Genomic DNA, 13,914 nt, shown 5'->3' on the forward strand with positions numbered 1-13,914 from the left:
ACTCGGAGGGCTCACTCGGCGCTTTCGAACAGGTCGGGCGCCGACCCATGCGATGGGAGACCGATCAACGATGTTCACTCTGGTACGGAGCAGAGCGCGGGCGGCCGCGCTCGCGCTCTCGGCCGTCGCGGCCCTCACCTTCGGCACGACCGCCACGACCGGCGCGGCAGCGGCACCAGCCCCCGGGCCCGCTCCCACGAAACAGGGACCGACCTCGGTGGCCTACGTCGAGGTGAACAACAACAGCATGCTGAACGTCGGCAAGTACACCCTCGCCAACGGCGGCGGCAACGCCTTCGACGTCGCCGTGATCTTCGCGGCGAACATCAACTACGACACGAGCAAGAAGGCGGCGTATCTGCACTTCAACGAGAACGTGCAGCGCGTCCTCGACAACGCCGCCACGGAGATACGGCCGTTGCAGCAGAAGGGCATCAAGGTCGTCCTCTCGGTGCTCGGCAACCACCAGGGCGCGGGCTTCGCGAACTTCCCGTCCCAGAAGGCGGCTTCGGCGTTCGCGAAGCAGATGTCGGACACCGTGACCAAGTACGGCCTCGACGGGATCGACTTCGACGACGAGTACGCCGAGTACGGCAACAACGGCACCGGCCAGCCCAACGCCAGCTCGTTCGTGCACCTGGTGACGGCGCTGCGCGCGAACATGCCGGACAAGATCATCAGCCTCTACAACATCGGCCCGGCCGCGTCGCGCCTCTCCTACGGCGGCGTCGACGTCTCGTCGAAGTTCGACTACGCCTGGAACCCGTACTACGGCACCTGGCAGGTCCCCGGCATCGCACTGCCCAAATCGAAGCTGTCGCCGGCGGCCGTCGAGATCGGCCGGACCTCGCAGAGCACGGTCGCCGGCCTCGCCCGCCGCACCGTCAGTGAGGGATACGGCGTCTATCTGACGTACAACCTCGACGGAGCCGACCGCAGCGCCGATGTCTCCGCGTTCACCAGGGAGTTGTACGGCAGTGACGCCGTCTACACGCCGTAGGGCGACGGCACGCCCCAGTGCGCGGTACCTCCTCGGGGTCTGCCGCATCCCGTAGGTTCGCGATCCGTGCAAGCCGCGCCCTTGACAACGATGTCGGGGGCGCGGCGCGGGCGGGCGATGGGGCCTGTCGGGGGCGGGAAGCGGGATGCGGGGACGGGGGAGACTGTCTGGTGCAAGGGCAGGACATGAGACGGGATTTGGGAACAGGAGGAACCGTCATGCGTATCCCCGGACCCGAGCATCAGGAGGACGGCGGGCTGAGTGCCGTCGCGGCCGCGGGCGGGCTGCACCACTACCAGTTACGCCTGCACGAGGCGCACGGCCCCGTCGTGCGCTTTCAACTGCCGGGCGCGGACACGGCCGTGTCGGTCGCCGATCCCGTGCTTCTGGAGGCCACGGCGCACATCGACAAGCGGCCCGAGGAACTGTTCGCTTTCCTGGACCCGCTGTGCGAGGCGGACAACCTGCAAGTGCTGTCCGCCGACGAGCACACGCCCTGGCGCCGCGTCCTGCTCTCCGTGCTCGCCGGACGGCCGGCGCACGAGCGGCACTTCGCGCGCTTCACCGAGCTGGCGCAGGAGCTCGCGGAACGTTGGGCCGGGCAGGCCGACGGCGAACCCGTCGAGCTGCAGAAGGAATTGACCGCGCTGTCGCTCCGCATGATCTGCGGGTTCGCGCTCGGCGGCGCGGAAACCGACACGGACCGTGTCGTCGCCGCGTTCGAGGAAGTGCTCACCGAGCACCTCGGACGGCTCTACCAGGTGCCCCGGGACGACCCGCGCGCGGCGGAGCGGGCCGAGGAGGCCCTCGCGTACCTGCGCGCGACGGTCGACCGCATGGTGGCGGCACACCGCTCGGGCGACGGCACCGAAGGCACCGACGGCACCGAAGGCACCGACGGCACCGAAGGCACCGCCCGCGCCGACCGCAGCGACCTGATCGGGGCACTCGTCGAGGCCGGTCAGAGCCCGGCGCGGATCAGGGACACCGTGATGGTGACGCTGCTCGCCGCCCACCACACCACCGGCGTCGCCGTGTCGTGGACGCTGCACCTGCTGGGCCGCCACCCCGAGGCGGCCGACCGCGTCGCCGCCGAACTGGACCAGGTGCTGGGCGAGCGCGCCACGCCCGACTACGGCGATCTGCGGCGGCTCACGTATCTGGACATGGTGCTCAAGGAGTCGATGAGGCTGTTCCCGCCCGGTCCGTACGGCGCGCGCGAGACGACCGAGGACCTGGTCCTTGGCCCGTACGAGATCCCGGCAGGGACGACGGTGTTCTATCCGTTCTGGGCGGTGCACCTGAACCCCGAGCACTGGCCCGAGCCGGAACGGTTCGACCCCGAGCGCTTCACGCCGCAGGAAGTGGCCAAACGGCCGCGGCTCGCGTACGTCCCCTTCGGGATCGGGCCACGCAGCTGCGAGGGCGCCGCTCTGGCGACGATCGAGGCCCAGCTCGTCCTGGCCGTCCTCCTCAAGCGCCTGCGCTTTCGGCCGGCGCCGGGGCACGAAGTGACGCCGGTGGAACGGTTCGTGCTGTGGGCGCGGGACGGAATCCGGATGACGGTGCGGCCACGGGGCCTCTAGGGCGCCGGATCAAGAGCCGCTCGTCAGTGTCGAGATCGGAGACGGGGCCGTTCACCAGAGATCATCGAGCGATACGCTCCTGCGATGCGTCTGATACCCGACGATCCGTTCCCCGAGATCGGCCACCCTTTCACGACCGATGTGAGCGCGGACGGCCGGTGGATCGCCGTCAGTTGTCACGCGAGCGGCCGGGCCGGCCTTGGCCGGATCGCCGTCTACCGGACGAGCGATCTCGCCCTGTGGGACGAGATCGTGCTGGAGCAGGGCATCGAAGGGCTCGTCTTCCATCCCACCTTGCCCGTACTTGCCGTGGGCACGGAGGACGGTGACGAGTTCGAGCTCCGGGGCGGGCTGCACCTGTACGAGCCGAAGACCCGGCGCCGTACCGCCGTGGCTGTTGCCGGGGCCGGTGTCAGCGCCCTGTGCTGGCGGGACGCGCGCCGCCTGGAGGTGACGTTCGCCCGGCCGGTCGTCGACTACGAAGACCTGGGCCGAGTGACGTACACGCGCTCCGTCGCCGAGCGCGACGACTGGCACGCCGTCGCCGCTGACGTGCTCGCGGCTCTGGTCTCCTGGCCGCAGGTGCCGGTGGAGGTCGACTGGAGCCGCATCAAGGGACCGGACATCGACCAACCCCAGCGATACCTCGCCGCTCTCGCCGCCGAGAGGGGCCGCGCCTGGAACCGGCGGCCCGGGGCGGCCGTCGTGGAGGTCCTGCGGGACGGCCGGATACTGGCCGCGGCGCAGAGCGGGGTCCTGCTGGAGTGCTGGTCGCCGGAGGGCACCCTGCAGTGGACCGTGCCGGTGCCCGACACGCAGCGGCAGCGCAACGGCTGTCGGCTGTACGTCACCCCGGACGAGGAGAGCGTCTGGATCACACTCCTGGAGGGCGACAGCAGCGACCGGCGCACCCTGCTGTGCCGGTTCGCCCTCGCCGACGGCGCCCGGCTCGCCGAACTCCGCCTCGACTTCCCGGTCGCCATCGCCGCGCGCACGGATGGCGCCTGGGTGGCCAGGGACTCCCGGGAGCTGTTCCCCGGTCCGCGCTGGCCGCCGAACGAGAGCGTCGTGCTCACGCCTTCCGGGCGACAGCTGGCCACCCTGGCGTTGGGGGAGAGCGACAGTTCCTTCGACTTTCCGGTGCGAGGCTCGCCCCACCTGCTCTTCCTCTACGGCGTCGGTGCCGGGGACATAAGGCCGGAGGTGCTGGAGAGGTGGGTCGTGCGGGCAGACCCCGACGGGATCGAGCGGCTGTTCCCGTTCGCCTGGAACGACTCCCTCGGCCCTCACCTGCGCGGCGGTCCCGCCGTCTACGTCGACGACGAGGCCGGGCCTGGACTCGTCCACACCTGCACGGCACGCGACGGCACCCACCTCGTACGCCGCGCCTACCCGGGCGGCGCCGTGGCCTGGGCGCACCGCTTTGACGCGCGGGTCACCGGGGTCGACGTCCACGGCGGCCTCGTCCACGCCGCCGTGACTCGAGCGGGCTCCTGCGAGCTGCTCACGCTGCGAGCAGCGGACGGCACGGTCGTACGACGAAGGACGCTCACCCTCGGCGGGCACGTCTACACCCCGATGAGCCTGAGCGCCGGCCCGGACGGAGACCTGGTGATCGGCACGGTGGAGGGACGGCTGATCAGGACGCGGGCGGACTAGCGCACGCTCCCCGCACTCAACCGCGGTGGCGGCTGGGCATGCGTAACGCCTTCTGCGCAGGCGGCTGTCACGGCGGTCTTTGCTCGCCGTCCGGGCCGCGGTGTATTCGGCCAGCAGCAACTCATGGTGCCCCACCGCGCGTTGCTTCGAAGCCGGAGCACTGGCCACCGGGTGCGAACTGACCGTGAGCTCCGGCGGACCCGACTACGCAGACCCGCGCCCCGATCCCGCGATGCTGGCTCTGCACCGGGCCAACACCGAAGCCCTCGGCCGCAACCTTCTGGACCTGCCCGGCGACGCTGCCGCCGGAGCCGCTCCCACGCCGTACCCATTCCCCACCACCCCTAATGCGCGGTAGGCACTCCCTGCTGGGAACCGAGCCCTGCTCAGGGGGCTGTGTGGTCGCGTATGCCTGCCTAGAACACGCGGTCGCGCCGGATGTGGTGCGGGATGAGGTCGAGAAAGGCGTGCAGCGCCCGCGTCGGCGGATGCGTTGCCGAGGCGACCACGCTGAGCGTCCAGGACAGCGGCGCGTCCGCGAGGGGGACGGGACGCACGGCGTCCCCGGCCGCCTCTGCGAAGTCCGGGGGCAGCAGCGCCACTCCCAGCCCGTGCGCCACGTACTCGGCGATCGTGGTGATGTCCGACACCTCGATCAGGACACGTCGGGACAGCTCCGCCTTGGTGAACGCGTCGTCCACGATCTGGCGTTGCCCGAATCCCATGGGCATGTCGACGAAGGGTTCCCCGGCAACGTCCTTCAGGCGCACGCTCTTTCGAAGTGCCAGTGGGTGACCGGCGGGAACCAGCAACTGGAGGGGGTACCTCTTGACGGGCCTCACTCTGAGGTGGTCGTCCTTGATGTCGGCTCCCACGAAGGCCACGTCGACGTGGCCTTCCTTGATCTTCTCGATCAGACCGGAGGTTCCCCGCTGGGAGGTCTCGGTACGCAACCTGACCTCCGGATGGCGCCGGTGGAAGTCGCCCGCCAGCGCGGGCACGTCGACCACGGTCAGCCCGCCGAGCACGCCCACGGTGAGGCTGCCACGCAGATCATGATCCGCCTCGACCACGCCAACACGCTGCCCGCCACGAACGCCGCCGCCACGATCGTCGCGGGCGGCCACGCCGGGAACGTCGACCTGGTGGTGGTGGCCGGTGACGTCCTCAAGGAGAACGGTGTGCTGAAAGCCGGGGACTCCGTCTTCGACGAGGCAACGGCCTCCCGTGACCGGCTGTTCCACGCCGCGGGCCTGCCGCTGGCCGTCTGAGCCGACCGCCCGACCACACGCACGAACACGAACACGAACGCCGACCGCCTGACGGATGGGCGTCACGGCTCTGCTCACGGTCCGTCACCCGCGGCGAGCAGTCGTCTCCGTCCCGAGGGCTGACCGCCAGTTGCCGGACACGCTCCGCTGCCTGGTCGTCTGGAGCGCAACGTTGTCTCCAGGCGACCCGACGCGAGTTTCAGAAGAACCCATGCTTCTTCGGGCTGTAGGAAACAAGAAGGTTCTTCGTCTGCTGGTGGTACATGCCCAATAGAGGCTCTGACCTGCCGAAAAGTGTGGAATCGTCTGCTACCGAGCCAAGTTGGCCCGGGCCTGGTCCGGATCTTGGAGTGCAGTCTGTGGTGTCGAGGCGCCCGTCATGCCGTACGACCTGGTGCAAGGGACGATTAGGGCGTCTGAGGCTACTCCCGCAGATCATCCGACACCATCCACGGCGAGCTCGCCGCACCGGGCCGAACGCTCAACTCGCATGTCGGCAAAGGCCGGCAGGGTGGATTTACCTCATTGTGTTAGCCGTTCGCTAACAAAGCCGTTGGTCGTGACGGTGAGTGATCAGACAGTCCGCGAGGCCGAGGAGGGCCTCATGGTTGTCGTCGCGCCGTTCCCAGCGGATGCGCAGGCGGCGAAAGCCGTGCAGCAGCCAGGCGATGGTGCGCTCGACGGCGTACCGGAACATGCCCAGGCCGCTGCTGTGTGGCTCGCCGCATTTCGCGGTCACCGGGCGGATCCCGCGCTGCCGGAGCAGGTGCTGGTACATGTCGTGGTCGTAGCCGCGGTCGGCCAGCAGCGCGTCAGGGCGCCGGCGCGGTCTGCCGACTCGGCCCGCGACGGCCAAGATCTTGTCGAGCAGGGGCATGAGTTGGGTGACATCGCTGCGGTTGTCGCCGGTCAGCGTGACCGCGAGCGGGATGCCTTGCCTTGGCCGTCGGCCCGCGACCAGTCGAGCTTGCTCTTCGAGCGCAGCTTATCCAGCAGGACGACGTGGAGTTGGTCCCAGACGTCGGCTTCGTTCCAGGCGGCCAGACGCCGCCAGCAGGTCATGCCCGAGCCGAAGCCCAATTCCTGGGGCAGGTACTCCCACTGGATACCGGAGTGTGGCACGAACAAGATGGCGCACAGAACCTGCCGGTCGGGCGCCCTAGGCCAGCCCTGGGCCAGCTTCGGTCCCGATTCGGGCATCAACGGCTCGATGAGCGACCACTGTTCATCCCATCTCGGCGAGCTGTCCCCTGACGACGTGGAGGGGCGGCATCCGTTCCGGACGCCGCCCCTTGCGTGACTGACCGGGGGTTACTTGACGTTGACGCCGGTCCAGGCGGCGGCCACGCGCTTGTACTCGGTGGAGTTCGCGCCGTACAGGTCCTTCGCGGCGCGCAACGTTCCCTTACGGGCCGCCTTGTAGTTGGTGGTCGACGTGAAGTACGTCGTCAGGGCCTTGTACCAGATCTTCTCGGCCTTGCCGCGTCCGATGCCAAGGACCTTGGAGCCGTCGGCGGTCGGCGAGTTGTACTTGACGCCGTTGATCCGCTTCTTGCCGCTGCCCTCGGACAGCAGGTAGAAGAAGTGGTTGGCGATGCCCGAGGAGTAGTGGACGTCGACGTTCCCGGCGTTGGCGCTCCACTTGTCCAGGGAGCCGCCGTCCTTGCTCGGCTTGTCCATGTAACGCAGCGGGGTGCCGTCGCCGTTGATGTCGATCTTCTCGCCGATGAGGTAGTCACCGACGTCCTTGGGGTTCTTGGCCTTGAACTCCACGGCGGCGGCGAAGATGTCCGAGGTGGCCTCGTTGAGGCCACCGGACTCGCCGTTGTACTCCATGTTGCCGGTCGCCGAGGTGACGCCGTGCGTCATCTCGTGGGCCGCGACGTCGATCGACGTGAGAGGCTTCTTGTTGCCCTCGCCGTCGCCGTACGTCATGCAGAAGCAGCTGTCGTCCCAGAAGGCGTTCACGTAGCCGTTGCCGAAGTGGACCCGCGACGACGCGCCCTTTCCGTCGCCGTTGATGCCTTTGCGGCCGTGGACCGACTTGTAGTAGTCCCAGGTGAGCTGGGCGCCGTAGGCGGCGTCGACACCGGCGGTCTGCGCGCTCGAGGGTTTGCCGTTGCCCCAGACGTCGTTGGCGTCCTTGAACAGCTTGCCGGCGCCGCTCTCCGCGTGCTTCAGGTCGAAGGTGCGGTGGCCGCCGCGGGCCTTGTCGGTCAGCTCGTAGCCGCTCGTGCCCTTCTTGGAGCCGACCGTGACCTTGCCGCTGTACTGGCTGTTGCCGGTGCCGTTCTCGATGGCCTGGTACTGGTACAGCTTCTTGCCGGTCGCGGCGTCCGTGATGACGTGGAGCCTGCTGGGCGTGCCGTCCTTCTGCATGCCGGTGACGACGGTCTCGTACGCGAGGACGGGCTTGCCGGAGGCGGCCCAGACCACCTTGCGCGGTGACTGCGCGTCGGCCTGCGCGGTCTTCGCCTTCGCGGCGGTCGACTCGGCGGACTTGGCGACGGAGGACTTGGCCAGCTTCGCGTCCGTGGAGGCGACCTTGACGGTCGCTTCGGTCGCCTTGGTGACGCCCTTCAACTCGCCGCTCTTCGCGGTGTGCACGACGAGGTCGCCGCCAAGGACGGGCAGACCGTCAAAGGTGCGCTCGTAGCGGGTGTGGGTGGTGCCGTCGGCGTCCTTGACGACGTCGCGGACGACGAGCTTCTCCTTGGCACCGAGACCGATCCGCTCGGCGGTCACCGATCTGTCGGCGCTCGCGTCCTGGAGGAGGTCCGCGCGGGCCGACGCCGAGAGGGCGACGGGGGAGCCGGACGGCTCGGTGTCCTTGGCAGGCTCGGCGGAGGCGCCGGTGGTCAGTCCGGCGGTGAGCAGCGCTCCGGCGGCGACGGCGGTGCCGATCGTGAGTGTCGAACGCTTACGGGATATATGAGAGGTCACGCAGGCTCCATCTGTGGGGGCCCGGGAGGCATGGAGGGCCGCCCGGAGCAGAAAAAGACGCGATGCGGGCGTGCAGCGTGTGGCTGTACATGCAGCGTGTTGCGGGGAAGCGTGCCATTCGAGCCAGGTACATGTCAGCATTTCGGCTGGATGTTGGCCGGATATCGTCCGTTGGGCGGTGGTCGACATACGTAATGCGAACAAGCCGTGCACGCGGGCGGCAGCGACAACGCGCTTGCCGCGCCTTGGAGTTGTTGACCCGGGGCGGCGGCGTGGCTCGGTGAGGGCGGAGGCTCTGTGTGCGATGGGCTAACGGGAAGGTGACCTTCGAGCCGTTGGTGCAGCCCGTGTCCTGCACGGCCCCGTCCTGGACCTTCAGCTTCCCGGCACCGTTGGCGACCTCCGAGCAGGCGTGGCCTGGCTTGCTTCGTCGGAGCCCTTCTTACTCTGGCGGGGTGCGAGCGGCGTCGGCCATCTGCCAGTAAGCACATCGGCAATGTGCTCGTGAAGCTGGCGCTGCCGCCGAGCGGCAGCGGACATTGGCGGGTGCTGGTCGTGCCGGCCTGTCTGAACGCGGGGAACGGGGTAGCGGGGCGTCAGTTCGGTGTGGGTCGTGTGCTCGAAACGTGAGCGAAACGTGAGCGAAACGTGAGCGGCGGATCTCACGCTGAGCCGCGTAACGCCCCGCTCTGGACAGGAGTCCCATGCCCGGCCCCACTCCTCGCGCCGCCCGCGCCGGATCGCGCATACGGTCCCGCCCGCTGGCACATCTGATGACGGTCTGTGTCGCGCTCGGCGCGGCGCTGCTGACCCCGACCGCCGCTGGGGCGGCCGGGTCGACCAATGATGAGGCCTACCACAACCTCGGCGCACCGGACCGGAACGAGTGGATGTGGGGCGTCGCGAGCAACACCATGCTGTCGGACGTGCCCATCCCGGGGACTCACGACACGCTGTCCGTCCACGGTGGTAACTACGTGGAGACGCAGGAGAACTACGACGACAGCGGGCAGACGCTGAAGGCGCAGTTCGACCGCGGGATCCGTGCCATCGGCATCCGGGTTCGCTCCATCGGTGGCAAGTTCACGGTTCACCACGCGTCGTACTACCAGAAGGCCAACTTCGACGAAGTCCTCAAGAAGACGCGGGGCTTCCTCAAAGCCAACCCGCACGAGACGATCGTCATGCGACTGAGGGCCGAGTGCCTTTACAAGGACGAAAAGGGCAGCCCGGCCGACGGTAAGAACGAGCCGGACAACGTGACCCAGGAACAGATCCGGTCGACCTTCGACACCTTACGTGAAGGAGTACCCCGGCCTCTTCCATGCCGATTCGGTGAAGGGGGACGGCAAGGCGGGCATTCCCAGGCTGGGGGACGTCCGCGGCAAGCTGGTCCCGGCCAGCTTCGACAATGCGGAAGCCGGCGGATAGGGCATCAAGGATCTCAACTCCAACACGGAAGACACCTGGAACGCGGCGGACCCCAACGCGAAGTGGGACTTCGTCAAAAAGAACGTCAACAAGGCGATGTACAGCCCTTCGTCCCATGACCTGTTACTGATGGATACGTCCGCATCCACCGTCCCCCTGGGCTGCGCCCCGTACGAGTACGCCGACGGCCGAGTACGCCGGCAGCCGCTCCTCCCTGCGAGCTACGCGGAAGTGTCCACCGCGCCGTGACGATTCGAAGCCGGCGGAGGAGGTGGCCGGGCGGGGGCCGGGGCCGTGCTCGGCGTGGGGACGCTGATCGGCTTGGCGGTGTTCGGGCTTGTCATCCTGCAACCGGCCACCAACGGGAAGTACGAGAGCAACGGCCGGGGCTCGATGGCCGGAGCGGTAGGGCTAGTCGGTTTCATGGCCGCCGCCGTGGCAGAGGCGACCAGGACTTCTGCGTTCACGTTGTGGCGTCCTCAGGCAGTAGGGGAGCGGCAGTTCTCGCGTTCGGCACCGAAGTGAGGTCCACCCGCTTGTCTGCGCCCTACGGCCACGGCTCATGCCCTTCGTCTCGTGGTCATCCTCGGATCGGTGGGCGTCCCAACGTCCCGGCGTCCCGTTCCACGCCCACGACGTCTGTGCTGGTCAGGGAATGTTTCGGCGTTCCGGCGTCCCGTAGTGGTCGTCATCTGTGGCGGGCGGGACGATCACCGAAACAAGCTGCGGTCATCTCAGAAACCCGCTGGACGAACCACTTCCGCACCCTTCAGCACCATGGAGATCCAGATGCGTTGGCGCCTTGTCGCCCGTTCCGCCCGCCTCGCCCTCGCCGCGGTCGCCGCGCTGGCCCTCACCGGCGCCGCGACGGCCGCTGCCACGGCCGACAGCCGCGGCACCGCCGCACCGGCCTGCGTAACCGACGACCTGACCTTCACGGTCACCGAGGAGACGCAGGCGGGCGGCTACCTCTTCCTCACCGCCAAGGCCAAGCCCGGTATCTCCTGCACCCTGGAGGGCGTCTTGCCCTCCGCGTCCTTCGGCTCTTCCCCCGACACTGTCGTGTCGCCCGCCGAGCACGCTCTCAGCGAGAGCATCTCCCTCGACCTCTCCAACACCGTCCTCGTCGACCAGCCCATCGCCACCAACTGGCACGCCGACCCCGCCGACGCCGTCCCCTTCTCCCGCTGACGCACTTCTCCGACTGACCAGCCGTACCAGCTGACCTTTCACCTCACGCACACACCAACTCCCGGTCCTTGTCGGAGCCCTTCGGCCCGCCCTTGCCGTCTTAGGACGAAGGGCGATCATCGTTCGGTGTGGGGATTTCGATTTTGAGTCGGTCGATGGGTCCGAGACGGCCGTTCCGGCGGATGCGTTGGAGTATGTCGCGGGGAAGGACGGTGCCGCGTTCGTATTTGACGGCGAGTAACTCTTCGAGGTTCGGTTCGGTGTTTATGTCGTCGGCGAAGGTGATGGCGGGCGAGGAACGTCCGCACCGGCTGGCGGTGCGGGGTGAGAACTAACGTGTCGCCGACCGTTGCGTGACACAGAGGGTAATTTTTTCAGCCCGGTTCAGAGTGTGACGAACCTGGCGCCTGTCACTCCTCGTTCCTTCGACCCACGCAAGGGAAAATTACGTGACCATTACGTGGCGAGACCAATCCAGTCAGAAACTCGTTGTGGAAGAGCAAGCCGCTGGACACGACAGCGGCACCTTGACATACCAATTGTCGGATCAGTGGTTCGGCATCGTCACGCCAATACGAGGTGTGTGTCAAATTGAACGTCGGGACAATCACGGTTGGCGAGGTACCACGCTCACGCCTGGAGAGGTCTGCCGGGTCGCACCCAACAACCTGATCCGGCTCAGCAGGACACCGCCCAGATATCTCCCATTCGAAGTCGTCTATATCCAGCTTTCCGTAGAATTCCTTCAGCGGGCACTGGACACACACGCCGCCGCCCCTGTCCATGATGTTTCGGAATTGCAGACGCTGCGCGCCTTCGATCCACATGTCGCATCCATGGCGCAAACTCTGCTTCACGCCCGAAAGACAGGTGCAGGAGAGCGCTATGCCCTGAGTGCAGCCCACTACCTGGCCGAACACCTGCTCCATCCTTTCCATCCCGCATCACCGGGCACGGGAGGTCTCAGCCCGGAACAACTGCTCACCCTGCGGGCCTACATGGAGATGCACCTGTCCGAGAACATCACACTCGACCAGTTAGCCAGAGAAGTACGTCTCAGCCGGTACCACTTCCTGCGCCGATTCTCCTCCACCACGGGAAAGACGCCCATGCGGTACTTGACCGGGTTACGCATCGACGCTGCCCGCCATTTGCTCACGGCGGGCAGCGACCCCATATCCCAGGTCGGCAGGCTCTGTGGTTTCCCGAATCCGGAGAATTTCGCGCGGGTGTTCAGGAAGCACATGGGCTGCTCGCCCTCGGAGTACCGGCAGCGAGGGCAGTGTCCGCCCTCTCCTTGAGCGCCGACACGTGATGACGGACCATGGCCCCAGCGAACACGGTGGTGGGGAAGGTGGCAGACACGTGCCGGACGAGGCCCCCGGGCAGAGAGGCGGGCGGTGGAGGCGTTGATGTAGTGCGTGTGCTGCCAGGGGTGGGTGGACTTTGATCCGCCCCGCCCTGGACACCAGCGGCGCGGATGGTCTTGAGGAGGTGGCCGCTCACGCTCTTCAGCGATATGCCCCGCCGAAATGACCACGGCAGGCGGCTCGGAATCCGTCCAGCGTTCCTGGTCGGCTCGGCATCGATGACCGGACCGGTGTTGACCTGGAGCAGCTTTGACGCTCGGCGATCAGACACTCCCGCGGGGAGGTAGCAGTTGCCCTGGTCGGTGGGCTGGGACAGCGCGTACCGCTGGCCCACTTTGACGGGCTCCGGGCTGTCGTGCGGGATGCGGGATGCCGGATGCCGACGGAAATGGGCGATCTTGGCGGTGGTGAGGAAGCCGATGCCCCAGACGTCGACGGCCGGCCGGCAGGGCTGGTTCCTCACCATCGAGATTGAGCCATCGCTGTACTTCTTGCAGATGCACGGCGATCGACGTGGAGATCTCCTCAGTCTGCAGGAAGAGCAAGACCGCCCGCCGAGTTCGAACGGGCCATCCAGGAAGCGCGAGCCCGGACCGATGAGGAAGGCCGGGCCGCAAACCAACGTCTTTACACAACCAGGGAGTTGACACGGCCCATGGATTGGGCCGCAGCATCGATACTTCCCCCCTTCACTGCCAACTCCTCCACGAAGAAAGCCCGTTGAGTGAGCTGATGGCACCCGCATCCGCACCACCGCCGCCAAGCTCGGCCTGCCGCACCTGGCCGAAGCCCTGAACCAGTACATCCAGCGGGCGGACGAGGCCAAGACGGGCTACTTCGACCTGTTCGACCTGGTGCGGGCCGAGGAACTTGCTGTCCGCGACGACCGCCGCTTCCGTAACGGCCTGCGGCTGTCGAAGCTGCCGCACCACAAGACGCTGGAGGACTACGACTTCGCCTTCCAGCCCGACCTCGACCCACGCGAGGTCAAAGACCTGGCCACCCTCTCCTTCGTCGAGGACAAAGCCAACGTCGCTCTGCTCGGGCCACCCGGGGTTGGCAAGACGTACATCGCCGCCCTGGCAGTCGAGTCCTGCCGGGCCGGCTACTCGAGCTACTGCACCAGCCTCGACGACATGGTCCGCCGCCTCAAAGCCGCCGAGGACCAGGGCCGGCTGATCAGCAAGCTCACCAGCTACCTCCGGCCCAGCGTCCTCGTGGTCGACGAGGTGGGCTACCGGCCGCTGGAGCGGGCCGAGGCGAACCTGGTCTTCCAGGTCATCTCCAAGTGTTACGAGAGGGGCTCGATCATCCTGACCTCGAACAAGACCTTCGGTGCACGGGGCCAATTATTCGGCGAAGAGGTCCTGGCCACCGCGATCCTCGACCGCCTCCTGCACCACTGCGAAGTCGTCTCGATCAACGGCAACAGCCACCGGTTCAAGAACCGTCGCCGGCCCACG

At 67.5% G+C, this 13,914-nt stretch carries 10 protein-coding genes and 2 pseudogenes; 8 read left to right on the forward strand and 4 right to left on the reverse strand.

The features are described from left to right. Positions 1–70 precede the first annotated feature (70 nt). The 3 genes from ACIGXX_RS03215 to ACIGXX_RS03225 all read left to right on the forward strand — a co-directional run bounded on the left by ACIGXX_RS03215 (position 71) and on the right by ACIGXX_RS03225 (position 4,245). A complete protein-coding gene (locus ACIGXX_RS03215) occupies positions 71–1,000 on the forward strand; it encodes an endo-beta-N-acetylglucosaminidase H (protein WP_351156482.1) in 930 nt (309 codons plus the stop codon). 218 nt (positions 1,001–1,218) lie between these two features. Continuing rightward, complete coding sequence (locus ACIGXX_RS03220) at positions 1,219–2,586, forward strand: cytochrome P450 (RefSeq protein ID WP_399972209.1); 1,368 nt, start codon at positions 1,219–1,221, stop codon at positions 2,584–2,586. 84 nt (positions 2,587–2,670) lie between these two features. Beyond that, on the forward strand, positions 2,671–4,245 hold the full coding sequence (locus tag ACIGXX_RS03225; RefSeq protein WP_399972212.1) for a hypothetical protein: 1,575 nt from the start codon (positions 2,671–2,673) through the stop codon (positions 4,243–4,245). 416 nt (positions 4,246–4,661) lie between these two features. Here the strand turns inward: ACIGXX_RS03225 and ACIGXX_RS03230 are convergent, their stop codons facing one another. Then, entirely contained in the window at positions 4,662–5,318 is a 657-nt protein-coding gene (locus ACIGXX_RS03230) for a LysR family transcriptional regulator substrate-binding protein (protein WP_366464346.1), read from the reverse strand. Between ACIGXX_RS03230 and ACIGXX_RS03235 the strand changes: the two genes are divergently transcribed. Beyond that, entirely contained in the window at positions 5,301–5,516 is a 216-nt protein-coding gene (locus ACIGXX_RS03235) for a hypothetical protein (protein ID WP_351156470.1), read from the forward strand. The two genes, ACIGXX_RS03230 and ACIGXX_RS03235, sit on opposite strands and share 18 nt — an antisense overlap. Positions 5,517–6,057: 541 nt before the next feature. On the opposite strand, the pseudogene ACIGXX_RS03240 reads toward ACIGXX_RS03235, so the two are convergent. Then, positions 6,058–6,716, reverse strand: a pseudogene (locus tag ACIGXX_RS03240) (transposase). Between the two features lie 111 nt (positions 6,717–6,827). Continuing rightward, positions 6,828–8,459, reverse strand: a complete 1,632-nt coding sequence (locus ACIGXX_RS03245; protein WP_383817114.1) for a M4 family metallopeptidase — start codon at positions 8,457–8,459, stop codon at positions 6,828–6,830. A gap of 704 nt (positions 8,460–9,163) precedes the next feature. Here ACIGXX_RS03245 and ACIGXX_RS03250 point away from each other — a divergent pair. The 3 genes from ACIGXX_RS03250 (at position 9,164) to ACIGXX_RS03260 (ending at position 12,382) form a co-directional block, all read left to right on the forward strand. Further along, a complete protein-coding gene (locus ACIGXX_RS03250) occupies positions 9,164–10,009 on the forward strand; it encodes a phosphatidylinositol-specific phospholipase C domain-containing protein (RefSeq protein ID WP_399972216.1) in 846 nt (281 codons plus the stop codon). A gap of 658 nt (positions 10,010–10,667) precedes the next feature. Then, positions 10,668–11,081, forward strand: a complete 414-nt coding sequence (locus ACIGXX_RS03255; RefSeq protein WP_399972219.1) for a hypothetical protein — start codon at positions 10,668–10,670, stop codon at positions 11,079–11,081. A gap of 449 nt (positions 11,082–11,530) precedes the next feature. Beyond that, a complete protein-coding gene (locus tag ACIGXX_RS03260; protein WP_383817122.1) occupies positions 11,531–12,382 on the forward strand; it encodes a helix-turn-helix domain-containing protein in 852 nt (283 codons plus the stop codon). Here the strand turns inward: ACIGXX_RS03260 and ACIGXX_RS03265 are convergent. Further along, positions 12,315–13,256 carry a helix-hairpin-helix domain-containing protein gene (locus tag ACIGXX_RS03265; RefSeq protein WP_399972820.1) on the reverse strand — a complete coding sequence of 314 codons (942 nt, stop codon included), beginning with the start codon at positions 13,254–13,256 and terminating at the stop codon, positions 12,315–12,317. The genes ACIGXX_RS03260 and ACIGXX_RS03265 overlap by 68 nt on opposite strands. Between ACIGXX_RS03265 and istB the strand changes: the two are divergent. Next, positions 13,195–13,902 (forward strand): annotated as a pseudogene (gene istB, locus ACIGXX_RS03270) (IS21-like element helper ATPase IstB); the annotation flags it as partial. The gene ACIGXX_RS03265 and the pseudogene istB overlap by 62 nt on opposite strands. Between the last annotated feature and the right edge of the window lie 12 nt (positions 13,903–13,914).

It is taken from the genome of Streptomyces sp. NPDC055243, from assembly GCF_044544025.1.
Classification (GTDB): domain Bacteria; phylum Actinomycetota; class Actinomycetes; order Streptomycetales; family Streptomycetaceae; genus Streptomyces.